The sequence below is a fragment of the Enterobacter genomosp. O genome (genome assembly GCF_001022965.1).
Taxonomy (GTDB): Bacteria; Pseudomonadota; Gammaproteobacteria; order Enterobacterales; family Enterobacteriaceae; genus Enterobacter; species Enterobacter cloacae_L.
The window spans coordinates 112,794-138,668 of sequence record NZ_LECZ01000026.1 but is presented as its reverse complement, the minus strand read 5'-3'; the positions used below and the strand labels follow the sequence as shown (position 1 = coordinate 138,668).

General features: G+C 55.3%; 26 protein-coding genes. 9 read left to right on the top strand and 17 right to left on the bottom strand.

Going from position 1 to position 25,875, the window contains the following annotated elements; translation table 11 throughout:
- Position 1: 1 nt before the first annotated feature.
- Positions 2–526, bottom strand: coding sequence for a lipocalin family protein (locus tag ABR39_RS14455; RefSeq protein ID WP_047347496.1), 525 nt, complete (start codon positions 524–526; stop codon positions 2–4).
- Positions 527–643: 117 nt separating this feature from the next.
- Here ABR39_RS14455 and ABR39_RS14450 point away from each other — a divergent pair, with 117 nt between their 5' ends.
- From ABR39_RS14450 to ABR39_RS14435, 4 genes are all read left to right on the top strand, one after another.
- On the top strand, positions 644–1,369 hold the full coding sequence (locus ABR39_RS14450) for a MerR family transcriptional regulator (RefSeq protein ID WP_047347495.1): 726 nt from the start codon (positions 644–646) through the stop codon (positions 1,367–1,369).
- A 99-nt stretch (positions 1,370–1,468) separates the two neighbouring features.
- Positions 1,469–1,882, top strand: a complete 414-nt coding sequence (gene uraH / locus ABR39_RS14445) for a hydroxyisourate hydrolase (RefSeq protein WP_047347494.1) — start codon at positions 1,469–1,471, stop codon at positions 1,880–1,882.
- A 102-nt stretch (positions 1,883–1,984) separates the two neighbouring features.
- On the top strand, positions 1,985–2,944 hold the full coding sequence (locus ABR39_RS14440; RefSeq protein WP_047347493.1) for a YbgA family protein: 960 nt from the start codon (positions 1,985–1,987) through the stop codon (positions 2,942–2,944).
- A gap of 146 nt (positions 2,945–3,090) precedes the next feature.
- Complete coding sequence (locus ABR39_RS14435; protein WP_047347492.1) at positions 3,091–4,179, top strand: AAA family ATPase; 1,089 nt, start codon at positions 3,091–3,093, stop codon at positions 4,177–4,179.
- A 21-nt stretch (positions 4,180–4,200) separates the two neighbouring features.
- Here ABR39_RS14435 and ABR39_RS14430 read toward each other — a convergent pair whose 3' ends face one another.
- The 15 genes from ABR39_RS14430 to ABR39_RS14360 form a co-directional block, all read right to left on the bottom strand.
- Positions 4,201–4,449 carry a hypothetical protein gene (locus tag ABR39_RS14430; RefSeq protein ID WP_047347491.1) on the bottom strand — a complete coding sequence of 83 codons (249 nt, stop codon included), beginning with the start codon at positions 4,447–4,449 and terminating at the stop codon, positions 4,201–4,203.
- Between the two features lie 112 nt (positions 4,450–4,561).
- Positions 4,562–5,515, bottom strand: coding sequence for a GlxA family transcriptional regulator (locus ABR39_RS14425; RefSeq protein WP_047347490.1), 954 nt, complete (start codon positions 5,513–5,515; stop codon positions 4,562–4,564).
- A gap of 27 nt (positions 5,516–5,542) precedes the next feature.
- A complete protein-coding gene (locus ABR39_RS14420; RefSeq protein WP_047347489.1) occupies positions 5,543–6,322 on the bottom strand; it encodes an MBL fold metallo-hydrolase in 780 nt (259 codons plus the stop codon).
- Between the two features lie 89 nt (positions 6,323–6,411).
- Positions 6,412–7,662, bottom strand: a complete 1,251-nt coding sequence (locus tag ABR39_RS14415; RefSeq protein ID WP_047347488.1) for an HlyD family secretion protein — start codon at positions 7,660–7,662, stop codon at positions 6,412–6,414.
- A 6-nt stretch (positions 7,663–7,668) separates the two neighbouring features.
- Complete coding sequence (locus ABR39_RS14410) at positions 7,669–8,418, bottom strand: hypothetical protein (RefSeq protein WP_047347487.1); 750 nt, start codon at positions 8,416–8,418, stop codon at positions 7,669–7,671.
- Complete coding sequence (locus ABR39_RS14405; RefSeq protein WP_047347486.1) at positions 8,415–10,511, bottom strand: peptidase domain-containing ABC transporter; 2,097 nt, start codon at positions 10,509–10,511, stop codon at positions 8,415–8,417. Before ABR39_RS14405 ends, ABR39_RS14410 begins: the two co-directional genes overlap by 4 nt.
- A 66-nt stretch (positions 10,512–10,577) precedes the next feature.
- Entirely contained in the window at positions 10,578–10,763 is a 186-nt protein-coding gene (locus tag ABR39_RS14400) for a hypothetical protein (RefSeq protein WP_001196016.1), read from the bottom strand.
- 23 nt (positions 10,764–10,786) lie between these two features.
- The gene (locus tag ABR39_RS14395; protein WP_013094846.1) at positions 10,787–10,981 is read right to left on the bottom strand and encodes a hypothetical protein; all 195 of its coding nucleotides are present in this window, start codon (positions 10,979–10,981) and stop codon (positions 10,787–10,789) included.
- 72 nt (positions 10,982–11,053) lie between these two features.
- Positions 11,054–11,710, bottom strand: a complete 657-nt coding sequence (locus ABR39_RS14390; protein WP_240477070.1) for a hypothetical protein — start codon at positions 11,708–11,710, stop codon at positions 11,054–11,056.
- Between the two features lie 3 nt (positions 11,711–11,713).
- Positions 11,714–13,312 (bottom strand): hypothetical protein, encoded by a 1,599-nt coding sequence (locus ABR39_RS14385; RefSeq protein WP_047347485.1) that lies wholly within the window; start codon positions 13,310–13,312, stop codon positions 11,714–11,716.
- A complete protein-coding gene (locus ABR39_RS14380) occupies positions 13,290–15,884 on the bottom strand; it encodes a CS1-pili formation C-terminal domain-containing protein (RefSeq protein ID WP_047347484.1) in 2,595 nt (864 codons plus the stop codon). The genes ABR39_RS14385 and ABR39_RS14380 overlap by 23 nt, the downstream gene beginning before the upstream one ends.
- 6 nt (positions 15,885–15,890) lie before the next feature.
- Positions 15,891–16,568: a fimbria/pilus periplasmic chaperone gene (locus ABR39_RS14375; RefSeq protein WP_047347483.1), complete on the bottom strand. Its 678-nt coding sequence runs from the start codon at positions 16,566–16,568 to the stop codon at positions 15,891–15,893.
- Positions 16,569–16,613: 45 nt separating this feature from the next.
- Positions 16,614–17,237: a common pilus major fimbrillin subunit EcpA gene (locus ABR39_RS14370; protein WP_047347482.1), complete on the bottom strand. Its 624-nt coding sequence runs from the start codon at positions 17,235–17,237 to the stop codon at positions 16,614–16,616.
- Between the two features lie 230 nt (positions 17,238–17,467).
- Entirely contained in the window at positions 17,468–17,953 is a 486-nt protein-coding gene (locus ABR39_RS14365; protein WP_047347481.1) for a hypothetical protein, read from the bottom strand.
- Positions 17,954–17,957: 4 nt separating this feature from the next.
- Positions 17,958–18,758: a transcriptional regulator gene (locus ABR39_RS14360; protein ID WP_047347480.1), complete on the bottom strand. Its 801-nt coding sequence runs from the start codon at positions 18,756–18,758 to the stop codon at positions 17,958–17,960.
- Between the two features lie 374 nt (positions 18,759–19,132).
- On the opposite strand from ABR39_RS14360, the gene ABR39_RS14355 reads away from it, so the two are divergent.
- From ABR39_RS14355 to ABR39_RS14340, 4 genes are read left to right on the top strand one after another with little or no spacing between them, the layout of a single operon-like run.
- The gene (locus ABR39_RS14355; RefSeq protein WP_047347479.1) at positions 19,133–19,717 is read left to right on the top strand and encodes a fimbrial protein; all 585 of its coding nucleotides are present in this window, start codon (positions 19,133–19,135) and stop codon (positions 19,715–19,717) included.
- A 52-nt stretch (positions 19,718–19,769) separates the two neighbouring features.
- On the top strand, positions 19,770–20,462 hold the full coding sequence (locus ABR39_RS14350; protein WP_047347478.1) for a fimbrial biogenesis chaperone: 693 nt from the start codon (positions 19,770–19,772) through the stop codon (positions 20,460–20,462).
- Between the two features lie 15 nt (positions 20,463–20,477).
- Positions 20,478–22,973 carry a fimbria/pilus outer membrane usher protein gene (locus ABR39_RS14345; protein ID WP_047347477.1) on the top strand — a complete coding sequence of 832 codons (2,496 nt, stop codon included), beginning with the start codon at positions 20,478–20,480 and terminating at the stop codon, positions 22,971–22,973.
- A 12-nt stretch (positions 22,974–22,985) separates the two neighbouring features.
- Positions 22,986–24,050 carry a fimbrial protein gene (locus ABR39_RS14340; protein WP_047347476.1) on the top strand — a complete coding sequence of 355 codons (1,065 nt, stop codon included), beginning with the start codon at positions 22,986–22,988 and terminating at the stop codon, positions 24,048–24,050.
- A 23-nt stretch (positions 24,051–24,073) separates the two neighbouring features.
- On the opposite strand, the gene ABR39_RS14335 is transcribed toward ABR39_RS14340, so the two are convergent.
- Positions 24,074–24,739 carry a LuxR C-terminal-related transcriptional regulator gene (locus ABR39_RS14335; RefSeq protein ID WP_082132651.1) on the bottom strand — a complete coding sequence of 222 codons (666 nt, stop codon included), beginning with the start codon at positions 24,737–24,739 and terminating at the stop codon, positions 24,074–24,076.
- A gap of 457 nt (positions 24,740–25,196) precedes the next feature.
- Between ABR39_RS14335 and ABR39_RS14330 the strand changes: the two genes are divergently transcribed.
- Complete coding sequence (locus ABR39_RS14330; RefSeq protein ID WP_082132650.1) at positions 25,197–25,808, top strand: helix-turn-helix transcriptional regulator; 612 nt, start codon at positions 25,197–25,199, stop codon at positions 25,806–25,808.
- Positions 25,809–25,875: the final 67 nt, after the last annotated feature.

The following is a 25,875-nucleotide window of genomic DNA, read 5'->3' as shown; positions in this document are numbered from 1 at the left end:
GCTAGTGCTTCACCCACACCAGCTGGTCAACCCGGAAGCCCAGACTGCGCGCGGTGTTCAGGTAATCCTGCTTCACCGCCTCAGGAAGGGTTGGCGTGCGCGACAGGATCCACAGGTAATCGCGGTTCGGGCCGCTCACCAGCGCGTACTGGTACTTATCGTCGAGCTTGATCACGTTATAGCCGCCGTAGAACGGGCCGAAGAACGATACCTTCAGCGCGGCCGTGGTCGGTTCACCGGTAAAATACGCTTTGCCTTCGCTCTCATTCCACTTGTTCTTCACCGGGTCGTAACCCCGGTTAAGCACGCTAATGCCGCCGTCGCTGCGCTTGCCGTAGGTGGCAGTCACCTGCTCCAGACCGCGTTCAAAGCGGTTTTCCAGGCGGGCGACCTCGTACCATTTGCCGAGATAGCGGCTGGCATCAAAACCGGAAATCGGCTGCACGCCTTTCGGCGGCGTAGGGGATTTACAGGCGACCAGCGTCAGGGCAATGGCAACACCGGTCACAACAGGCCATAGCTTCATGAGAATTCCTTTCATTTGCACGGTTGGATGTTAAGTGTAGTGCACCGTTTCGGCGCTTCATCCCGTTCGGGAAAATTCGTAGTATATTGAGAGTATTCCTCCACTCTGGACACGGACATGGCTTACTCCATCGGCGAATTCGCCAGACTCAGCGGCATCACCGCCACCACCCTACGGGCGTGGCAGCGTCGCTACGGTTTACTCAAGCCACAGCGCACGGAAGGCGGCCACCGCCAGTACAGCGATGAAGACGTCCAGCAGGCGCTAAAAATCCTCGACTGGGTTAAAAAAGGCGTCCCGATCGGCCAGGTCAAACCGCTGCTGGAACGCCCGACGCCGGGCCGGACCAACAACTGGCAAACCCTGCAACAGAACATGCTGCAGCGCCTGCAGGACGGCAAAGTCGAGTCCCTGCGCCAGATGATTTACGACGCCGGACGCGAATACCCGAGGCCGGAACTGGTCGCGAACGTGCTCCGCCCGCTGCGCAGCCAGGTTTCGGCTAACGTCGCCGCCGCCATGACCCTGCGCGCAATTCTCGACGGCATCATCATCGCCTACGTCTCGTTCTGCCTCGAAGGCGATAAAAAAGCGCCGGGCGATAATATTCTGCTCAGCGGCTGGCACCTGAACGACCCGTGCGAGATCTGGCTCGAAGCCTTAACGCGCACCGGACAGGGCCACCGGATCGACATTCTGCCCACGCCCCCTGACGCGCTGGCACCGGAAATTTTCCCGGAGCGCAAATGGCTTCTGGTCACCAGCGGCAAGCTCACCGCGGCGCGGAAAAAGCAGGTGGCGCAGTGGCAGCAGCAGGTTTCCCTTGAGGTGATTATCCTCTGACGATTTTCTCCTGTGGGAATTGTCACGAAAAGTTGAATATTTTCCCGCGCTGCGAATGCTAACGTTTTCCTGTGACCACTCACTCCACAGGAAAACATCATGAAAAAAACCACCCCTCTGCTGATCCTGGCCGCGATGGCTTTTACCCCTGTCGCCTTCAGCGCCGCCCCGGCTGGCACGCTGAGCGTACACGTTCTCGACCAGCAAACCGGTATGCCGCCGTCGGACGTAACTGTTATCCTGGAAAAGCAGGAGCAGGATAAATGGACCCAGCTTGCCAGCGGTAAAACCGACCATGACGGACGCATCAAATCGCTTTATCCGCAGGACCAGGACATGCAGCCCGGCGTTTATAAAGTGACCTTCAAAACCGCAGATTACTTCCACGGCAAAAAGCTGGACTCCTTCTTCCCGGAAGTCCCGGTGCTGTTTACCGTGACCCGCACCAACGAGAAGTTGCACATCCCGCTTCTGCTGAGCCAGTACGGTTACTCGACCTACAAGGGCAGTTAAGACCTGTTGATTTTAAAGGAATATAAAAAATAGTTCCGCTAATACTTGGACAAATTAGTCATGTTGTGTAAGTTTTAAATATATGAACGGGAGGACCACACCATGACAACGAAACCTGTGCTCGGTATTAGCGGATGTTTGACCGGTTCCGCCGTACGCTTTGACGGCGGACACAAGCGTATGGGCTTCGTCATGGATGAGCTGGCCCAGTGGGTGAATTTCCGCCCCGTCTGCCCGGAAATGGCCATTGGCCTGCCGACGCCCCGCCCGGCGCTGCGACTGATCGTAACGACGGACGGTGAAACGCAGATGCGCTTCAGCCATGCGCCTCATGAAGATGTTACGCAGAAAATGGCGGACTTTACGGCAGACTTTTTGCCGAAAATCGGCGATCTCTCCGGCTTTATCGTCTGCGCGAAATCTCCAAGCTGCGGCATGGAACGCGTGCGGCTGTATGATGAAAACGGCAACCGGGGCCGCAAGGAGGGGGTCGGGCTGTTCACCGCTGCCCTCCTTGAAACCTGGCCGTGGCTGCCCGTGGAGGAGGATGGACGCCTGCACGACCCGGTGCTGCGGGAAAACTTCGTCGAGCGCGTTTTTGCGCTGCACGAGCTGAACATACTGCGTAAAAATGGCCTGACGCGCCGCGCGCTGCTGGACTTCCACAGCCGCTACAAGCTTCAGCTGCTGGCGCACCATCAGGCGGGTTACCGTGAAATCGGCCCGTTCGTCGCCTCGCTGCACGAGTGGGAAGACCTGGACGCCTTCTTCGTGGCGTACCGGGAAAAGCTGATGACCATCCTGAAAAAACCCGCCTCGCGGAAGAATCACACCAACGTGCTGATGCATATTCAGGGCTATTTCCGTAACCAGCTGAACACCCGCCAGCGCGGCGAGCTGCGCGACGTGATCCTGCACTATCGCAACGGACATCTGCCTATCCTCGCTCCGATCACGCTGCTGAAGCACTACCTGGCCGAACACCCCGACCGGTATCTGATGACGCAAAACTACTTTGATCCCTATCCTGATGATTTGGGTCTGCGTCTGGCAGTCAAATGATCACAAAAATGCGAAGGCCCCATTGACCCGTAGAGGCCCAAAGCAGTACCCCGTTTAGACGACATCCTCACTGTCGTCTCTTTTTTGCATTTCATCCAAAAGCCTGTGATTATATACAGGCTCATTCTGCAAAAAGGGGCCTGCCTGTGATCAACACCCTGCACATCCAAAACTACCGCTCCATCCGCGATATGTCGCTGGAGCTGGAGCAGCTCAACATCGTCTTCGGGCCGAACGGCACCGGAAAATCCAATATCTACAAGGCGATACACCTGATGCACAGCGCCGCCCAGGGGCAGTTTTCCCAGGCGCTGGCAAACGAGGGCGGTATTCTGAAGGTGTTCTGGGCAGGCAAGACCCGCAGCGACCAGCTGCGACGGATGAACCTGGCGGTTGAAACAGAGACCTACGAATACGAGCTGCAGGTAGGGTTTGTCGAGAAGCTGCCTTACCCTTCGCAGTTCCAGCTCGACCCGGTGATCAAAGAAGAGTCCATCTGGCTGAGCGGCCAGCACAGACGCCCGTCGTCCCAGCTGATGAAGCGCAGGAATCAGGCGGTGTTTCTGAATAACGTGCACCACGAGAAAGTGACCCACAGCGGTACGCTTTACGAAAACGAATCGGTGTTCGGCCAGCTCGGCGAGCCGCACCTTTACCCGGAAGTGTCGCAAATGCGCGAGTCCCTGCGGAACTGGCGCTTTTATCATGAGTTTTCCGTCTCATCCGGCTCGGCAATGCGCGCCCCGCAGGTCGGCTTCCGCTCCCCGGTGCTGGCCAGCGACGGCGCCAACCTGGCGGCGGCGTTCCAGACCATCGTCGAGATTGGCGACGAACTGCTGCTGATGCGCATTCTCGACCAGGCGTTCCCCGGCTGCGTGTTCTACAGCGACAACACCGGCGGGCGCTTCCGGATGATGATGCAGCGCGAAGGGCTGAGCAGGCCGCTTGAACCGGCGGAGTTCTCTGACGGCACGCTCCGCTTCCTGTGCCTGGCGGTGGCACTGTTAAGCCCGCGCCCACCGGCGTTTATCGCATTGAACGAACCGGAAAACAGCCTGCACCCGCAGATGCTGCCCGCCCTTGCGAGCTTAATCGCCGAGGCCAGCCGCTACTCGCAGATCTGGCTCACCAGCCACTCGCCGGAGCTGGCGACGCTGATTGAGAAACAGCGATCGTTTTCGCTGTATCAGCTGTCGATGGTGGAGGGGGAGACGAGGGTGGAGAGGCTGGGGTAGCTCAATCTCTTCATACACAACTTACCGGGGTGGGTCTTCGGATCGGTTCTTTTCCTTCGCCATAATGCACTGTATTCCTCCAATTAGGATCACACCACTCATGGCAAGGGTAGTAGCTTCAACAAGATCGCTGACTGGAAAATCAAATTGTCCGATGAAAAAGAAGCTGACCAGGGCAATCAACAAACGTCCAAATAAAAGCGTGGCAAATATTCCTGCTATCCAAACAGTGGCCAGTAACAAGAATAATTTTACCCTTGTAGTAATCATTATTTTTCCTCTGTATGAATGCGGCAAACTGGTGAAGGACTGTAACCACTAGCTTCTGTAGGTTCATGAATGCTCACATTTCTTAACCTGTCGTTATTACAGAACTTTCACGCTAGTTCTGCAAACGGAACGTCTTTCGCCACTCCGCCGGGCTGACCCCAAAACGCGCCTTAAACTGCTGTCGCCAGGTGACAGCGGAATTAAACCCCACCAGCTCGGCCACGCTTTCAACGGGCATATTTCCGGCTTCAAGCAAGATCTGGCTGCGCCGCAGGCGTTCGGCGGTAAGCCAGTCGACGACGCTCATCCCCGTGGCTTTAACAAAGTGACGGGTCAGCGTGCGGCGGCTCATTGAGACCACCTCCGCCAGCGAGTCCAGGCTATGCGGTTCGGTGATGTGCTGCTGAAGATAGTCGATCAGGCAGTTAATCCGCCCGTCACGAGTATCTTTCGGCACCGGTTGGGCGATAAATTGCGCCTGCCCGCCTTCGCGGTGGGGCGGAACAATCATCCGGCGGGCAATCTGGTTAGCGACCACGCTGCCAAAACGCTGGCGAATGATATACAAGCAGCAGTCCAGCGCGGCGGCAGTGCCTGCGGAAGTGATGATATTGCCGTCATCCACGTAGAGGGCATTGATATCTAGCCTGACGTTCGGGAAGAGCGACTGAAACTGGCGTTCGAACTCCCAGTGGGTGGCCGCACGCTTGCCGTCGAGGACCCCCGCATAGGCCAGCACAAACGACCCGAGACACAGCCCGACGATTTCCGCGCCGTTATCTCTTGCCCGTACCAGGCTGTCGAGCAGCGTCTGAGGCGGGCGTTCAAGGACGTGCTGCCAGTAGGGAACGACGACAATATCGGCCTGCCCAATGGCGGAGTAGCCCTCTGTAGCGTTGAGGGCAAATCCGTCTTTTGACGTGAGGAAACCGGGCGTTTCGGCGCAGATCGTGACGTTAAAACGCCTTTCGCCGGAAACCGAATCGCCAAACAGAATGCAGGGAACGGAGTAGTGAAACGGGCTGAATCCGTCCACCGCGACAATTGCGACGTTGATTAGCGACATCTGCCCCCTCCCTTCCCTTTAACGCACTCAGAATATAACGGTTTCCCCGTCCTGGGGAATGCTCACCGCGTCACTCACCTGGTTGGCTTCAACGTACTCACGCAGCGCGCTGCGGGTCAACAGGCAGTGGTTGATGGCCTCCATATGGCTCGCCACGATTTTAGCCTGCGGCAGCAGGAAATGGACGTTGAGCACGTCTTCCTGACCCATAATGATTGGCCCAAAACCAATGACGTGGGCATAGCCGGCGTTAAGTACCACCACATCCGGCTGATGCTTTTGCAGATCCGCTGCCACCTCTTCGCGCCAGACGGTATCCCCTGCCAGATAGAGCGTCTTCTCAGCAGGATGGCGCAGCACCACGCCGCAGGCCTCGCCCAGCCGCTCCGCCAGCTCCGGTACGGCGTAAGCGCGGTTGGTGCCGTGCTGGCCACCGTGGGTTTTCACAATCTGAATGTCGCCGAAGGTGGTCGCGTCGGTCATGACTGTCAGGTTGCTAAACCCCTGGCTGCGCAGCAGCGCGGCGTCACGGTCGTTTTGCACATAGATCGGCTTGTCTTTGGCGATCAGTTCTGCTGCTGCGCGATCCCAATGATCGTCATGGGTATGGGTGACGATCGCCGCGTCGGCGTCCAGCAGCAAGTTGACGTCAACGGGAAGCTCGACCAACGGGTTGCGAAGCTCAGCATGCGCCGTACCGGGAAAGCCCGGATAAGCGCCCTTCGGGGCGAGCATCGGGTCGATTAAAAGACGTTTGCCGGCGTAGGTAATCAGCTGGGTGGCGTTGCGAATATGGGTGATGTTCATGGGCTATCCTCCGGTTGGTGTGATAAGGAGGATAGCCCGCTGCCCCGCTTAGCAATGTGGGTGAAAGGGCAATAACCGATGAAATCGGGTCAATCGATAAACCGCTTGCGCACCCGCTCCAGCGGCGCGATAAGCAGGTTGATGAGCGGCTTACGATCGATAACGATATCGGCGTTAACCGTCATCCCACCCATCAGCAGACGCTTTTTCTTGTCCGGGTCGGTAAACCAGGAAGGCACCCGCACTTTAGCAAGGTAGTAGTTCTGCCCCTCCTGCAGCGGGATGAGCGCCGAATGGGCATCGATGTTCACCTCATAGAAATCAGACAGGGTTGCTTCTACCGAGCCATATTTATCCACCGGCCAGGAGTCAAAGCGCAGCTTCACCTTATCCCCTTTTGCCACCCGGCCCACGCCCGTGGCGGGCACATAGAGATACCCCTCCATCGAGGCGGCGGTATTTTTACGGATCACCACCACCACTTCGCTGTTTTGCGTAATGGCCCGGCCCGGCGGAAAGTTGATCGCCACCACGTAGCCGTCGGCAGGAGCCAGCATCGCCATGGTTGAGCTGCCCCGGCTGGAGAGGTTACGGTCAATTTCACTGATCCGGTTCTTCACGTACAGCTGCTCCTCGCTCAGGGAGTCGATTTGCGACTGGGTGCTGTCGGTGAGGCTGGTTTTGCGCGCCTCGAGGTCAAGGATGGTGCTCTCCTCCAGGGTCAGATTAAGCTGGGCGTTAAGCACGTCGTTGTGGCTTTTATCGAGATCCACCTTTGAGACATAGCCTTTGCCCGATACCGATTTCCACGCCTCGTACGTGTCGGTGTTGTTTTTAAGCAGCGCGCGCAGCTTTTTCACCTTATCGCGGGAAACCGCTATCTGTCGGTCGGTAAGATCCAGCTGCTGCGCCAGGTTTTTGCGGTAGGACGCAATAGAATCATCAATGGCCTGAATGCGCTGCTCGCTACGCTTTTTCTCCGCCTCCATCTGCTGGCGGTCGAACTGTACCACCGACCCTTGCTTGCCGCCGTAGTCCTGCGAAACGGTAAAAAGCGGGTCATTCTCTTTCACGTACTGGCCCGGACGCACCGCGAAGTCAACGATGGTGCCGGACTCTCTGGCGCGGACTTCCACATCGCCCTGGGCCGGGATCAGCACGCCGCGCGCCAGCGTGGTCTCCGAAAAATTAAAGACGATGGAAAAGACCAGCAGGCAGAGGAAAAAGGAGATAAACAGCGTCAGCACGCCTTTCAGGCGCGGGGCGTTGATCTCGTAGCTCTTTGAAAAATGGTGCGGGATTAGCGCCCGACGTTGTCGGTTTCGGTTTTTTAATTTCACGACATGTCATCCATGATAAATCACTGAAAGATCGTCCCATGCACTCCAGAGCGTGGGGGTTTTACGCAGCGCATTCAGCGTGGCGGTGGCGGCCTGGCGGTAGTCCGCTGGCGCATACGTCTGGCTCTCTAACCCAAACTCCGCCGCGTGCAGCGAACAGGTGGGCACCAGCGTGCGAACCGCGTATCCGTAGCGCGTTAAAAAACGCGTCGAGACATCCGTTAACCACGCCTTCTGGTCGCCCGCCTGGGTCATGAACAGCGGCGCATCCGGGAGGCGTTCATCCATCAGCAGCACGGTCACCAGCCGATGCGGCGCGAAAAATCCCCCTGCACGCCGCCCTTCGTGAGCGGCCATCAGCTTGTGCAGCGCAGGCTGGCGGGTGACAAACTGAAAGCGCACGTCTTCTGGCGCGGTGGCGAGCAGCGCATCCGCGATCAGGCCAAACCCGGCCCAGCGCATGCCCAGCAGCAGGGTGCGAGGCCGGGAATAGAAATCCTGCTCGCGGGTGAATTCCGCCACGCGGGCATGGAGATCGAAGCGCACGTTGCGCCGCCACAGCGCGGGCGGGAAGATCTGCTCCACGAAGTTAAAGCCGCTCATCTCACGGGCGTTCTGCCGCAGAAAATCGGCCGGGACGTCGGCCTCCGGGCAGCGCATAAACTGGCTGTAGTTTTGCGTTATCCGGCCTGCCAGCAGGGTGCGTCCGGCCTGCCGGGCGCAAAGTCGGGCGTAGAGACGGGGGAGAAACATCATTGCTCACTCTCCCGCAGCGTGCCGTTTTCCATGGTGTAGAGCCGTCCGTGGCAGCCGACCACCTCCGGCGAGTGGGTGACAAACACCAGGCCAATTCCCAGACCACGCAGGTTCGCCAGCACCTTCTGCGCGGTGGTTTTATCGAGGTTTGCCGTGACTTCATCGCACAGCAGCAGCTTCGGCTGGCTGTACAGGGCGCGCGCCAGTACCAGACGCTGCATCTCACCGGCGGAGAAAAAGGTGTTCCCCGGCAGCAGCTCCGTTTCATAGCCGTGCGGCAGACGCGCCACAACGTGGTCGATCTCCGCCAGACGGCAGGCGGCAATCACCCGCTCTTTGTCCGGAGCGCTATCAAAACAGGAGAGGTTATCCAGGATTGAGCCGGTAAAGAGAATATCGTCCGCGTGCACGATACGAATATGCTGGCGCAGCGAGGAGAGATCGCACTCGGTAATGGGGATCGCATTGATCCGCAAGCTGCCCGAGGTGGAGAGCAACATCCCGGAGATCAGGCGCAGCAGCGTGGTTTTCCCGGAACCGCTCTGGCCGACAATCACCGCCTCTTCTCCCTGCTTCAGCGTCATGTTGATGTGCTGAAGCGTCGCCTCGCGTCCCGGATAGGCAAAAGAGACATCCTCAAATTCCAGACTGACGGGTGAGGTCACAATCTTCCGGCCGAACTGGCTGGCTTCGGAGGGGGCAAACAGCAGGTCGCCAACGCGATCCAGCGGCCCTTTCAGCGCATTTTTATCCAGCAGCTTTTGCGCCACCTGCACCATCGCATCGGAAAAATAGCGTTTGTAGCTTATGTAGGCGTAGAGCATCCCGATGCTCATCTGCCCTTCCAGAATAAGCCACGCGCCGAAGCAGACCACCAGCAGCTGCTCGGCGTTGATCACCAGCAGTGAGGCGACGTCAAAGCGGGCCAGCAGGCGCTCTTTGCGCATCAGCCCGGCAATGTGTTCGCGCTGGGATTTGTCCATCACCGCGTCCCGGGCCTGCTCCATGTTGTTGGCCTTCAGGGTGATGATCCCCTTCTGCGTCTCCACCAGCAGCGATTCATACTTCGCGGTGCGCTCGATGGAGTCATCCACCGCGCGCTGGTAAGGGCCAATCAGCGAAAAGCGGATCAGGAAAAACACCCCCATCAGCAGCATCGTCAGCACGGCGATTTTCACGTTATACAGCAGCATAAACAGCAGGCTGGTGAAAGCGATCAGGCTGGAAAAGAGGATCTGCACATAGCCGTTGCTGATGAACTCCGCGCAGGCGTGGAGTGATTTTTCTATCGCCAGCACGATGCCCGGCGGGCGGCTGCGGAACCAGCCGGTCTGGGTGCGCAGCATATAGCGGCGTACCGACTGGCTGAGGTCGTCATAGGCAATGTTGCGCATCAGGATCTCAAGTATCTGCTTGAGGAACTTACCAATGACTTCAAAAATAAAGACGATGGCGAAAATCGCGGTGAGTAAAATCACCAGATCGTTGTCGTTTCGCGAGATGGCCTCGTCCATGATCAGCTGCACGTAGGTGGGGCTGGCCAGCATGGTGATGAGGGTAAAAATCGAGAGTACAAACAGCAGCACCTGCCGCTGGAACAGGCTTGGGGATTTATTGGCCAGCCGGCCCAGCGTGAGCGTATCGTCAGGCGATTTTTTGTCGAAGCGCGGCGTTGGCTTGAGTTCCAGCACGTAGCCGGAAAAGAGTTTTTGCGCCTCCTTGAGGCTGTAGCGACGCACGCCGCTGGCCGGGTCGTGGACCGTCACGCTGCGGCCGTCGACCTTCACGATAACCACGAAGTGATTGCCGCGCCAGAAGGCGATGAGCGGCAGTTCGGCACTTTCAATTTCAGTGATTTCGCCCTTTAGCACCCGGCCCGTCATATTTTTATCGCTGGCGAGGGTCATTAATTCCGCCATCGAGGTTCCCGCGTCGGCAGAGACCGAAAGCTCCCTGCGCAGCTGGCTGACGGAGACATGGTGTTCATAGTGCCCCAGCACCATCGCCAGGCAGGCCAGCCCACATTCGGTAAATTCATGCTGGCGAATAACGGGTGTCTTACCCTTTTTTTTATACTGAAAAAGCGAAAACATAATTATCCGTGGCTGAAATAAAAAAATGGCCCGGCAATGCGGGCCATAGGTGCATAGGTCAAGAACTTATGCGCTGAAGAAGCCGCCGATGAAGCCGCCCACCAGGCCAAACACGCCGCCGATGGTGCCGCCCAGCGCGCCTAACATCTGGCTGCCCGCGTTATAGCCCGCGCTCGCACCCTGAATGGCAGCAGCAAACGGATCCCAACCACCGATGATGGCCTGTGCTTTTTTGAAATCGATAACTTGCATGATTGTCTTCCTGTTAATCTGAATTAGTTGTAGCTGCCAACCAGCGCACCCAGGAAGCCCATCGCGCCCCCCAGAATTCCGCCAACCACACCACCTACCATGCCCATGATGCTTGCACCGGTGTCGTAACCCAGCTGTGCGCCCTTAACGAGGCCAGCAAACGGGTTTAATGCACCACCGATAATGTCTTTCGCTTCTACGAATGAAATCGCTTTCATTTTATTCTCCTGTAGTTGTAAATCTTCAGCTTGCGCCAAAGGTTAATTTCCTTTTATGAAGGAAAGCGGTTGTTACGGGCAGCTCGAAAGCGGAATGATTTTATTTCCATAAATAATCATCCGCCTTGCTGGCTGCGCGTAATTATCTATTTCCAGCCGTTGACCCGGCGGAAGATATTTTGAATCGTTATATTGTGAGCTACATCCCTGTGAAGAGACATATTTAAACCAGGTATTACCGGTATTACTCACCACCCCGTTGCTAAACGCATAATCAAAATGTCTTGTCCATGGGCGGACAATTAAAATAGCCTCAAGCGAAACCACCACATCCGACTGGATGCGTTGGCCTTTGCTCATCACAACCCGCGCCTGGAGCGGCGTCTCTGTGAATTTAACGCGATAATAGCGCTCTTTGCTGTCGTGCGGGCCGGTGTAATAAAACTTAAAACCGGCCTGCTCGCCGCTCTCCAGCGTTAACTGTTTAGGTGAGAACATCACCTCGCCGTCTTTTATTTCAGTCTCTTTCCCGTGCTCTTTAGGAACATCGACCTGAATAAGCGAAACAGTATAATTCTGTCGAACGCTGGTATCGTTTTTTATTGGCTGAAAAACAACTTCTTTTTCGGGTAGAAAATCAATATTTAGACTTTCAATAATTAAAGCATTTGCGCTTGCGGAAATGAAGCAATTTATTGCGAAAATAGCCAGGAATTTTCCAGTCATCATCGTTTAATTCCAGGAAGCGCTGACATCAATTCGACCCTGGGCCGTCACTTCGCCAAACCAGTTATTACCGTCATAGGTCGTTTTCGATACCGGGTTATTCATCACAAACTGCAGCACCAGCGGCGTTTTCCACAGCCACATGTCCGTCACGCCGGAGCTTATTTTGTCCCACTCTTCCGCATGGGTGGCGGGCGCGGGAATGGAAAGCGCTTCTCCCTTGCAGTTATGCGCCTTCAGCGTTTGGCTTTTGCCCACCAGCACGTTGCCGGGGATCGGCACGGTGAAGCCGTTGCCGCTAAAGGCGCAGTAGTCCACGCCGTTCAGGCTCTGCGTCGGCCCGGTGACCTTCACCGTTACCGCAATCGCCGCGTCTTTCTGCGCGCCGCTGTAGGTAATGGTGTAGGGGATCTCAATCGGCGCCTCGCCAATTGTCCCTTTTCCGGAGCCGCCAAGGCCGTTAGGGTCGAGGGTATAGTCCGGGCTATCCGGCACAATCGCCAGTCCTGGCTGGATAGGGTTAATGACCAGCCCCCCGCCCGGCTGGAAGCAGAAATCCGCCGCCAGCGAACTGTTGCCCGGCGTCAGGCACAGGCTGACGATATTGCCAATGTTGCTGCCATCCCCCGCCTGCGCCACGCTCAAAATCAGCGCCTTCGGTAAAAAGATTTTAAGGTTGGCCTTACCGCCGTTTTTTTGCGGCGCGGCGAGGAAGGTATTCGCCAGCACGCGGGTATCACTCAAAATACCGCCGGAGATGCTGTACCAGTTGCTCTCGTCGAAGGTGATTTCCGCCGCCAGACCCGTTCCGCCGCTCATGTGCGACTGCAGCACGCCGTTAACGCGGGATGACGTCAGCGCCAGGCCCGGGTTATAGCCGGTGATATCTTCGCCGACGAAGGTATATTCCAGCAGCGAACAGAGCACGCCCGACACCGTATTGCGGGTGTATTTGGTGCAGGTCGCCCCGGTCGAACCATCCACAATCGTGACCTCGCCGCTGATCGGGTCTATCCCCAGATCCAGCGCCCGCGAGTTGGTCATGGTCAACGTCCCCACCTTGTGCAGCGTGTTGGTGGTAGTCACCTTATTGATAGAGGTGATCTGCGGCGTGGAGGTAATCGTCACCTCGTTGCCGGGAGCCGCATTGAGCAGATAGTTAAAGAACGGATCCCCCAGCACCCAGCGGCCATAGGAGGTGCCGGGTTCGACGATCGGCGGTTTCACCACCATAGCGGTGTCGGTATAGCTTGTCGCCGCGGTATAGCCCGTGGTGCCGCAGCTTGAAGAGCACGCGGTGCCCTTAAAGAACGGCGAGGCGCTGGAGCCGGTGACGCTGAAGTTAATGGTCAGCGCGCTGCCCGCAGGGCCGTTAAAGCTGTTGTCCGGAATGTAGCTGGCAATCCCGTTGTTGGTTTTGGCGCTCAGGGTCGGCCACTCGCGCGATCCGTGTAAAAACGCGGTTGAGGTGCTGTTCAGGCTAAACAGCGCCGCCGTGTTTCCCGTCCCGTTGTTGTCCGGGTTGTTGATCGCAAAATAGGGCATCTGCTGCGCCTGCGCAGCCGCGCTTATCAGCAGCAGATTAAGAGCGAATATCTTTTTCATCTTCACGTTCCCGCGTTCCTTTTGCTTCCTGCCAGACGAAATCGCCCTTATCGCAGGAGATGTCCCCAAGCCACAGCGCGCCGCGGTTGGACTCGATATCCAGACGCACTTCGCAGACGCTGTCGTCCGGCGTGGCAATGCTGAGCACCGGATTATTCTTGTCCACGTCAATCACGAAGCGACCGTCGTTTTCCGTGCGGGTCAGCCCGACGTGGTTTTTGATTTGCGTGGCGCTCACCGGGTTGCCGCTGGCATCGACAAGGCGACCAAACAGGGTGACGATTTTTTTCACCTGCGGCTTCATCACCACCGTGTTACCCGGGTAGACCGTGATATGCCGACGGGCATTCGCGCCGATGTCATAGCTTTCGGTGCCGGTTTCGCTGTTCATCACCTCCAGGTCATAGGCCTGATAGGCCGGCAACGACAGCCAGGTTTTATCGCCCTTGATGCGCTCCGTGCGGCCGTTCAGCTTCAGCGTGAGCGACTCGTCGGACTTCAGTCCGGTGCTGACAATCACCCCTGCGCTGTCGGTCCCTTTACCCGCCGCAATCGCCTCTTTTGACCAGCCGACGCTGCCGTCGCTGGTTAGCGTGGAGTTCCAGCCTTTGCTGGTGCCGCTCTGCACGCTGAGGATGTTGCTGTTCCACGGCGTGTCGAAGCTCACGCTGCCGCCGCCGCTCACCGTGCGATCCTGGTTGCTGCTGAAGGCTCTTGAAACGTTGGCGGTGACCGACTTCAGGTAATCCCCTTCGAACTGGCGGCTGGCGCTGACGTTGAGCGCCGTGCCGGTATCGCGGTTATGCGACACGCCCACGGAGACGGTGTTACCCAGCGGGATGGCAAAATCGAGCATCACATAGCGGTCTTTCTCTTCGTAGTACCCTTCGTACTTATTGCGCGACATGCCCACCCGCAGGCGCGCCGTGCCGTAACGACCGGCGTACAGCCCCTGGGAGTAGTCAATTTGATAGCGTTTATAGCGGTATACGTCGTCTTCCTGCCGCATCAGGCTCAGGTTCCCGGCGGAAGGCAGGCCAAACGACGGCAGGCTGAACGATGCGCCCCACGTGTTGCCTTTGTTTTCATAGATATCAAGGAACTTGCCGCTGGAGAGCTGCTCGTGGGAGTACCAGACCGAACCGATATTCCACGGCAGGCTGACGTTTGCCCCGTAGTTGGCGCGGTACGTGCCGTCCGAGGCGGCCATCGTCTGGGTGTTCACCGAGAAATATCCGGTCAGGTTCAGGGAGGCCCACAGTTCGCTGACCACGTGCTCGCGCATCATGTATCCGGACGCGTTCCAGTCGACCATCCCGCTGCGCTTGCTGAAGGAGGTGCCGACCAGCGACATGGTGTCTTTGTGCTTAGTGTCGTAATCGTAGTAGTAGCTGTTGTCCTGCTCGTTTTTCCGTTTGGCATACTTCTTGTAGTTGACGACGGATTTGTCGCGGCTATAAATACCGCCCCACGTCTGCCAGCGCAGCGACTCCGACACGTTATTGCTGAAAGGTTTGTTCACCGTGTACATGCTGCGCGACACGGTGCGGCTGCCGCTAACCACTTCCACTTCTACGCTGTAGATACCGTAGGGCAGCGCGCTGGTGTCGATTTCGTGGTTACCCACGTCAAAGCGCTGAATGCCAATAAGCTGGCCGTCGCGGCGAATACGGGCTTCCCCGGCCGTCGGGAAATAGACCACCACCGGCGTCAGGGAGAGGGTATTGTCCCGCTTGCGCGAGTTAGCCTGGTTGCCCACCGATACACCGTACACTTCGCCACCGGAAATACCGCTGACGCTGGCCAGCGACTGCATCGCCCAGCCGTTCAGCATCCCGGCGGCGTAGCGCATGCCCTGATAGTCACGTTCCCACATCACCGCGTTCATCTGGGTGTCGCTGCTGCTTTCGTTAACGTAGCCAGAGCCATCGACCAGCAGGTGATCGACCCCCATCGAGATCCAGCTTTTGGCGTTGAGATACCCGGACGACCAGCTATCGCCGTAGCCGCTTTCGGTATGATACGCGCCAAGGTTATAGGAGAGCGTGCCGCTCAGATCGTCTGATTCAGGGGCATCGATATCCACTTCACGGGGACGAATGTTGACCCCGTAATCGCGCTGGGAGAGGTTGAGCAGCAGACGCATCTTTTTCTGGTCCAGCTCAAACGCCGACCCGGCGCTCACCGGAATACGCATTTGCTCGTCAAACTGTTTGCCGCTGATGCTTTGCAGCAACGTCCGCATCTCTTTCGATAGACGAATACCGTTATCAGACTCCTGGACCTGCACGTCGCGCAGCCCAAGCTGCCGGTCTTTCGCGTAAATCGTCACGTCGCCAATACGGACATATTCGCTCACGTCACGCGCGCCGCTCACCTTTTGCGCGGCATTCGGGCGGGTATTGACCAAATAAACGGGGATTTTGACCCCCTGCTCCAGCAGGGCATAGAGCGAGTCGGGAAAACGGTAATTAGCGATAACCACGGAGCTGGAGGCAGCATGCGCATACGCGGGCAGGAGGCCGGATGTGCACGCCATCATCACCGGCAACACTAATTTATTTTTCACCATGCATCCTTACTTAACAGGAATGAACTGTTTCAGGTCCCAAATTCCGAGATGAAAATGGCTGTCCGTAACGTTGATATCGTCGATCGCGCGTGAGGTACCCGGCATCAGGTAAAAGTTTTTAACGCACGGCGTGGTCGGTGATTCCGGGTTAGGTTTCAGGCATGTCCCGCTCGCATTCACGCGAAACGCGGTATTGCCTTTATTGGTAATCTTTCCGGCCACGTAGACGTAATCAACGTTCTTCTTCCGGGGCTGTACCACCAGAATGGTGCTCACCACGGCGCGGGTCATCCCTTTGCCATTCTTTTGCGAGCCGTTATCAAGATCTTCGCTGACCCCTTCATCAATGAAGGTCACGCGGTAGTAGCGCTCCCGGTCATCGGCCTTGCCGTGGTAGTAAAATTTGACGATATTGCTGGTGCCGGCGGGCATGACCATGCGCGTGGGCGTCAGCAGCAGTTCGTCGATTTTCTCCGGGTTAATGACAATGCCTTCATCCATCGGGCTGCTGATACGCTGGGCGCTGATGGAAATAATGCGCACGCTGTCCGCTTCGTTTTTTAATTCCTTGGCGGTGGAGTCGGCATCGGCAGGAATAATGGTGGTGACTTTGCCCACATTAATTGCCAGCGCGGAGGAAGAGATAAAGAGTAAAAAGAAGAAGATGGGTTTGAGGCTAAACATGATATTTCCCTAAACAGGGGCTTACGCCCCTGTAACTGTCAGCTCTTAGCCCCAGGTTGCGCGGAACGCAACGGACACAGTACCTTCCCACAGGCTGTTGGTCAGGTCTTTGAACTCTTTCGCCGCACCGGTGCTGTCCTGTGCAGAATCGACGTAGAACACAAATTTGTCCTGGCCGGTCACTTCGGTATTCGCTGCAGCACCTGCGCTGGTGGTCAGGTTCCACAGGCCAGTAGAGACGCCGGTGTTGTTTGATGAGTCAACCAGGGTCGTCCATGCCGTTGATTTCGTACCCACTGTGCCACCGATTGAGCCCAGATCGTTCCCGCCAAAGCGCGCGCCCACTTTCAGCTTGGTTGATTCGCCGCCAACGCTGAACAGGGTGTTGTCAGAGTCGTCAACAATCGCTTCCAGTTTGAAGCTGGTAGCTGAAGAGTGGTCACCGCGAATAGCCACATCAAACAGACCGGTGTCGGTGTTAAAGGCTTTCGTGCTTGCGCTATAAACGAAGTTAAGGGCACGCGTCGGCGTGACAACCAGATCGGAATCGCTGTCTTTCGTTGCAGAAGCCTGCCAGGTTGCAGAAGCGGTAGTTTCCGCTGCATTAACAGCGCTCAGGGCAGAAAGAGACAGCAGTGAGCCCAGAACGATAGCGTTCAGTTTGTTCATTTATTTAGTCCTTCAAAAAAGAATCCAGATGTTTAAAAAAGGGGAGCCCCTTTTTCGAGGCGGAGTATAGTCACCCCAAAAATAACGAGGCAATACAGAAAATTTCATCCTGCCCACGGGAAAGGATGAAAAAAAACAGAATGCACTTGCATCTTGTTGTTACATAATGAATAAACTTGAGACTTTTTGATTAATAGACAAACATCTATTCTTATTACTTTGCCGTAATATCAGGATGTCGGCACGGCCATGCACATCATTATAGGTAATACCAGCCCTTTAATTAGCCAGGTACGACTCTTAACCTGGGTAACATAAAAGAAGTCTATATTGTCCAACAGCAGCTCATTGACAATTCCTTCCGGTGCAGCATCATCTTCAGATTTGTGCAGTTTTTTTCCTTTAATATAGTAAATATCACTGCCAGCAACTTTCTCAACATTCAGCACATAGTTACGATCAATCAAATAGCGCTTGTCTCCGCGGATAAATACGCCTTTATGGATCACCGTGATACTATCGCTGCTATTAAACAGAAACAGCGTCGTTAACGACAGGCCCATTGACTCTCCCGACGAATAGGTTTTCCTGGAAATCGTATCTGACTGGCAGCCAAATCCCTCCTCCTGGTTTTTTTCAGGGTAAAACAGGACAATGGCGATAACAGAAAGCAGCAGCACTACGCCCAATAATACGCTCAGGTATCTCTTCGACATGATCTTAACTCCCTGTCAGGCTTCTGTAAGAGGTGCAATTTTTATAGCCATCACCGCTGTCCTGCAGATAACAGACAGCCAGGAAATCATTTTCCAGCTGTGACTTTTTAAATTTTGAGTAATACGCGTCAGCGTCCTGATGTTCGCAGTCTATTTGTTGACGGGTAATGGTCTCTTTGGCCCGGCTAAAGTAAGCCTGTTGCGGCTGATACATGTTCTTATCGATAAGATAAACCGTACAGCGATCGATTTTGCCCAGCAGATGAATATCTGACTCTTTCGGGCGCTCGACCACGCGCATGTTTTGATAGAAAAAAAGCGCAGCAATGCCGGTAATAACGACCAGCGCCATCACGCACAGCGTGGTAAAGCCGCTGTCCCGACGACGCAGGCGCGCAGGCGGGTCTCGCTGTTGAGTCACCACGTCGGGCGCCTCCGCCACGATTTTCTCCGGAGCAGAAACGGGTGGCCTTACCGTGTGATGTTCTATATGTGCGGCCAGGCTAAACCCTTTACCACGAATTGTTTTAATCAGCAGAGGATCGCGCCCTAAACTGCGAAAGGCTTTCCTGATTTCACTTATGGCGACATTAAGGCTGACCGAGGAGCCGGAAAAGCCGCGGTCTTCCCATACTTTCTTAATCAGGTCGTCCCTGTCGAGGGTTTTGCCATTATTAATGATAAGTTCATATAACAACCGTGCCGCCTGGTTGGATAACTTAATCGAAGATTCCTCTTCTCCATTAATCATGATGACGCCGGAGTCCACTTCATAAAGCATTGCGAGATCAATAAGATACTTCATATGATTATTACACCACTGTTATAAACGACCGTATTTGTCCCGCAATAATAGGTCTAATGAAAGTGTGGTCAAGTCATCAAATATTATTTGAGCAAGCGGCATAGAAAACTTCATAAATTAACAATTATTAATTCATTAATCAGGAACTCCGAATGAAGGTGTTTAGGTTATGATCTTAAAAAAAACATTATAACAAGATTATAATCTTATAATACCAACATCATTGGAATAATGTTTTGTTATGTATCTTTTTGATGCAACATAATATCGTCAAGGCTCGTACTCAGGTCGCTATGCGGGTTAGCCGATATCAGTGTGTTGCGCAGCCGGGAAACATTCTTTTTTATATAAAACAAAATATTATGGAGTTTATCATGTTCAAAACGATCATGACCGTATCTGTTCTTGGCGCAGCCATTGCTTCTACTCAGGCGATTGCCGCTGATAACTCAGCAGGTGGCGTAATTAACTTCACCGGTGCCATTACCGATACCACCTGTACGATTAATGGCGGTAAAAGCGCGGATATGACCGTCGCCCTCTCCCCAATTTCGGTTAAGGATGCCGGGACCACGGTCGGCCTGATTACGAAGAATAAAAAATCCATTGCGTTAACCTTCTCGGGCTGTACGCCAGCAGCGGGCACGACCGGCACGCCGCTGAAAGTGTACTTCTCCAGCGCCGATAATATTTCTACCGACGGTAAATACCTGCTGAATAACAGCGTCAATGAAAATGATGCAAGCGTGGCGCGTAACGTAGGTTTCGCATTAGTGGAGCCAGGTACATCAACGCCAGTTACGCTTAATCAGGCTTACACCACCAGCATTATGGGTACTGCAGCGGCGCCTGATTCTGAAACGCTGACGCTGGACGTTTATTACTATAAAACCAATGCCGCTGCCGCAACGGTCGGTGCATTGAGCTCTAACGTGACGTACACCATTTCCTACCTGTAATTTCAGTTAATCAGGCTTCGTTTCTGCGGAGCCTGTTTTTAAGGTTACCATTATGCGTAAGGTTATTTTGCTGGCATTCCTGCTGCTCGGCACGGGCTACTCATGGGCCAATATTGTTATTAATGGCACGCGTGTTCTTTATCCTGAGAATAACAAAGAGGTTATTGTTCAGTTAATCAACACGGGAGATGCCCCTGCTCTGGTGCAATCATGGATCGACGACGGCGATATTAATTCGACGCCGGAAACGGCAAAAGTACCTTTTCTTTTATCCCCGCCGGTGGTGAAGGTCAACGAACATAATGGTCAGCAACTGCGCATTAAAAAGCTGCCTGCCAATTTGCCTGCCGATCGCGAGTCGGTCTTTTTCCTGAACGTGCTCGATATTCCACCGAAGCCGGAAAATGTGCAAAACCAGAATACCGTTCAGTTGGCGATTAAATCTCGCATCAAAATGTTTTACCGCCCGGCCGCGTTAACCGGCACGCTGGACGACGCGACGGGAAAACTGACGCTAATTGCCAGCGGCAAACAGTTCCGCATCGTAAATGAGAGCCCTTTCCATATTACCGTTGCCAATATTTCTCAGGGTAAAACCAAATTATTGCAGGAATCACCGATGGTATCGCCATTTGGTCAGCTCACCGTGGCGACCAAAAACGCGGTGACGCGCGGCCAAACCTACCAGCTGATGTATGTGGACGATTTGGGTGCTTACAAAACCCGCACGCTTATCAGCCAGTGACCGGAAAGACTCGCCATGAAATTGAAACAAAACAGGCTCTGCATGCTGGCTGTCTGCTCGCTTCTGCTTTCGCATAAATCGGGTGCGGTATCGTTTGATACCTCCCTGCTTGCTGGCGCATCCGGCGAGTCCGATCTGTCACGTTTTTACGAAAACAACGCCATGCCTGCCGGCCCGCAGGAGATGGATATTTACGTCAACGGGGACTGGAAGGGACGCTACACGGTGACCTATGGCGAACAGCGTGATGACGTTCGCCTTGCGTGGAAAGATGCCCTGATGCTGGGGATCAACACCAAAGCGATTCCGGCGCCCGCCATTGCTCAGGGACAAGTGCAACTGCACGATCTCGTTCAGGGTGGCGAGGTGAAAACGGATACCGGCACCCTAAGCCTGGCGCTCACCGTGCCGCAGGCGGCCGTGCTGCACACGGAAGAGGGCTACGTTGCCCCTCAGTTCTGGGATGAAGGGATCCCGGCGCTCATGCTCTCCTGGAACACCACCTGGTACAACACGCGGACGAAAGGCTCAGCGAAAGAGACCAATGACGATTTTTACGCCGGGCTGGATTCCGGCGCCAACCTGCTGGGCTGGCAGTTTCGCGACAGCAGCACCTGGCGCAAATCCGCAAGCGGCGACAGCAGCTGGCAGAACAACACCCGCTACCTGCGCCGCCCGCTGGCGGCGCTGAAATCTAACCTGACGCTGGGTGACTTTTATATCCCGGGCGATCTGTTTGATTCCCTGCGCGTGCGCGGCGTCTCGCTGGCGTCAGATATCAAAATGCGTCCCAACTCGCAGCAAGGCTTTTCGCCGGTGGTGCACGGGGTGGCGCGCACCAACGCCCTGGTAAAAGTGATCCAGAACGGCAACGTCATCTATCAGGAAAACGTTCCGCCGGGCCAGTTTACCCTCGACAGCATTCAGCCGACCGGGTCGGCCGGCGACCTGCTGGTGGTCGTGCGCGAAGCCGACGGTTCACAGCAATCCTTCACGGTGCCCTTCTCTGCCGTGCCCGGCATGCTCAAAGAGGGCGTGAGCGAGTACAGCATGATCGCGGGTAAAGTGCATCAGAACACCGTCGAGGCGGAACCGGCCTTCCTGCAGGCGACGCTGCGCTATGGCTTTAATAACCTGATAACCGGGTATACCGGTACGATCGTGAGCGACAATTATCAGGCCGGGCTTATCGGCACCGGCTGGAATTTGCCGTTCGGCGCGGTCTCCGTGGACGTCACCCATGCAAAGACGACGCTGCAGGACAGAACCGACAGCGGCCAAAGCTTTCGCGTGTCGTACAGTAAGTTTATCGATACGACGGCCACCAACTTCACGCTGGCCGCCTACCGCTATTCCACAAAAGGCTATTACAGCTTTAGCGACGCGCTCTACTCCCGTGAAGGGTATCAGCGCCTGAAAGCGCAGTATGACGACTATAAGGATCGCTTCGGGGTCGCCCCGGAGATGACGATGAGCACCTGGGATGCCCTGCGCGCCGCGCAGCCTAAAAATACCTTCACCCTTAACCTGAACCAGCGTCTGCTCAATAACTGGGGCACGGTGTTTATCTCCGGCACGCAGCGCGACTACTGGAACGCCACGCAAACCTCGCGCGAATACCAGGCAGGTTATTCCAACGCCATCGGCCGGGCCAGCTATACCGTCTCCGCCAGCCGGGTGCGTAACAGCGAGCGTGAAGAGGAGACGCGTTTTTACCTCTCCCTCAGCCTGCCGTTCTCAGCGTTTGATAACAACGCGTGGATCACCTCCAGCCTGACGGCCAGCGACTCGCATTATGAGCAGAGCAATATCAGCATGAGCGGCAACGCGCTGGAGTCAAACCGCCTGAGCTATACGCTCTCCGGCAGCAATGCCCGGGGCGGGAACAACACGGCCAGCATGAATACCGCATACCGTTCGAACTTCGCCACGCTGGGGGGTTCATACAGCGAATCCTCCGACTACCGCCAGACCGGGCTGAACGGGCGCGGCAGCCTGGTTGCCGTGCCGTGGCATCTGCTTGCCTCGAACGAAACCGGCACCACCATGACGATTGTCGATGCCCCTAAGGCGGAAGGACTGATGGTCAACGGGGATGAAAGTATCGTGACTAACCGTGACGGCGTGGCGCTGGTCCCTTACGCCACGCCGTACCGTAAAAACGCCATTACCCTGTCCGAAACGGCAAACAGTCGTGGGGCAGAAGTGCGCGGCAACATCGCTAACGTCGCCCCGTACGATGGCGCGGTGAACTACATCCGCTTCGATACCGACCAGCGCCAGTCCTGGATGCTTCGCGCCACCCGTCCAGACGGGGCACCGCTGCCGTTTGGTACCGAAGTGCTGAACGAGCGCGGCGAGTCGGTGGGATATGTCGGCCAGGCCAGCGTGCTCTACATCCGCGCGGAAGAGCCGCCACGCGCGCTTAACGTCCACCTGCGTGGCGGAAACTGCAATATCGCCGCACCGGCGTGGGGGCTGGAAAGCCCCCCTTCTGTTTGCCATAACTAACGGAACATCAACATGATACGGTTACTGACCTTTCTGTTTCTCGCCTGCGTCAGCGGGGCAAGCTATGCCACCTGCTCCGGGGGCAGCATTTCCTATGGCCCGCCAATCAGCGTCGACCTGTCGGATAAGCTCACGCCGGCCACGCCAACATGGACCGGAAGTTTCACCACCCAGTACAGCGGATCGTTCAACTGCTCAACCGGCAACAGCGAGTTTTCCTACACGCCGATCCTCTCGACCGACAGTAACTACGCCACCATTCTGGGCTTCAGCAACAATAAATATATGGTGCGGGCGGAGATCACCAGCACGCATCCCAACAAGACGCTGGCCGCCAGCGGTAACCATACGGCTTCTGAGCTGAATACCCCTTTCACCGTGCGCTTTACGCTGGTAAACCAGAGCGGCACCACGCTTACGGGCGACACGGCGACCATGAGCGACGTGCTGTTCGTCAGCGATATGAGCGGCATGTCGCTGTGGGAGATCATTACCTGGCCGATAAACCAGCTGGTGAAAATTGTGCAGTGGCTGTTTAACGGCTTTAAGTGGCCATACGATAACCGCGACATGTTTGGTCAGCCGATGACCATCAAATATGCGCCGAAGCTGACGACCTGCTCGTTTGACAACGCGGGGCTGACGGTGACTCTGCCTACGCTCGGCATTCCCCAGCTTAGCGCCTCTTCTCAGCCAGGGTTGACCCCCTTCACGCTTAACATGAGCTGCCAGAACCTGAGCGCGAACGGCAGTTCTGACCGGGCCATCGAGATGTTCCTCTCCAGCAATCAGCTGCTCTCCACCGACAGTTCGGTGCTGGTCGATACCAGCAGCAGCGCCGCGCAGGGCGTTGGCCTGCGGCTGATTCAGCGGAACAACCCGCAGCTGCCGGTTGTTTTCTCAACCTCCACCACCAGCCGCGGAAACGCCACGCTGCTGTTTAGCGTGGCGGCAGGAGGGGCACTGAACAAGACCTTCACCCTGCCGATGGCGGCGTCGTATTATGTCTGGGCGCCGGGGAAGGTCACCCAGGGCAAGCTGAATACCTCGGCCACGCTGAATATTATCTACCCGTAATACGCAGTCCGGGACATCATCGCTTAATTCCCGATTTTCCCCGCCATCTGCAGATACCTGATCAGTTCACTGTGGTTGGCGAGGTTAAGTTTCTTCATCGCATTGTGCTTTTGGGTGGCGATGGTGCTGGCAGAGCGGCTTCGCAGGTGGGCAATTTCCGTCACCGTGTAACCTTCCACAATAAGATGAAGAACCTCCCATTCCCGGGCGGAAAGCACCGAGCGCGAACGCGCGCCGGCGCGCATCATCCCCTTCAGAAAAGATGAGATCCGCGGCTTAACGTCCTCTGCCGTCAGCAGCGCCCGTAATTCCGTTTTCAGCTCCCCGGGCTCGTCCTGCAGAGAAAGCGTCAGCTCGTACTTCATCTCCAGCACTTTTTTTAATAATCCGTACTGTAATTCCGGAACAAAAAGCACGCGCTTTACGTTATGCGTATGACACAACATATTAAGCCTGTTACTGGTTTGCACTCCCCAGGCGTTATGATTAAACAGATAGCTGAACTCAGTTATCACCATATCGACCTGGCGATCGATAATCGCATCAAAGAGCTGCTCTGTTGATTCAACTATCGATATGCGCAGGGAATATTCAGGCAGTAATTTCCGCAGCGCATCGCTTATCATCTCCTGCAGAATATTGACCCGATAAAACACAATAACCCTGACGGTTAATTCAGAATAAATCATATTATTTCATTGTTAACGCGAATAAAGGAGAGAGATAGTAGTTTAATAAAACCACGCTCACAACTAATTCCCGCCAGGATTTTAACGCCTGGGCCGATAAAAATCCGCAGTGGGGTAAAGCACCAGGCAGAGTTAAGGGTTTCCGGGACCAAAAGAGGCATAACCCACGCAAAAACCAGCCTGCACAGCCATTCTGAACCAGACCAAATCTTAACTTTCGTTATTTTTTAGCATAAAAATCTGTTTGCAATATTATAAGAAGATTAAAGACATTAGTTCTGACATTAAAATATTTTTTGAATTTTATTTCCTTCTAATAAAAAACATCCTCTTTACTCGATATGTTCCTCTGGCATACCTTTTACGTATCATCCCACCACCAATTAATGGGTGACCACTCCATTCGAATGACCGTTTTGCTTACAGGGATCTGGTGCTTAGCTAAAGGAGAATGACCATGAAAGAAAAAATATATGTGGCCGTTGTTGATAGTTGCGAGTTCACAATGATTGGCCTGCAATATCTTGGTAACCGCGAACCTGACGAGCATCGGGATGTTATTTTCCATGGGTTTAGCAATATTGAAGACTTTCTTCTCAGCGAACGGAAGTGGGATATCGTGATTTACGATCCGCTGAATACCGGAAGTTTTGTGATTACGCCAAATGAAGACATCCTGCGCATAAAAGAAATACAGCCTGACGCGAGGATCTATATCTACTCGTTATCTGCCGGTTTCCTCAAGTTTAAGCATGTGGATGGCGTCATCAATAAGCGCGTTTCGCTGGGGGATATCAAGGCGATGTGGCAGATCCTGATGAGCCAGACGCCAAAGGCGTTAAACCATTACAACGTAAGCATTACGACGCGACAGCGCCCTGCAAGGCTCTCTAATGAGGAAGCCAGCGTGCTTCGGGGCTACTCATGTAACCTGAAAACCAAGCAAATTGCCCGCCAGCTGGGCTGCAACGTCAGGCTGGTCTATTTCTACAAAAACAACGCCATGAATAAGCTCAAGGCCGTCCGGGGCCCCTCGTTCTATCAGAGCATTCGCTGGATCTTGAATTAACTTCCCGACCGTGTGTCGTTTGCCTTTGTTCCCGTGTCCGCGGGAACCTTTTTTTCTCAGGGTCTCG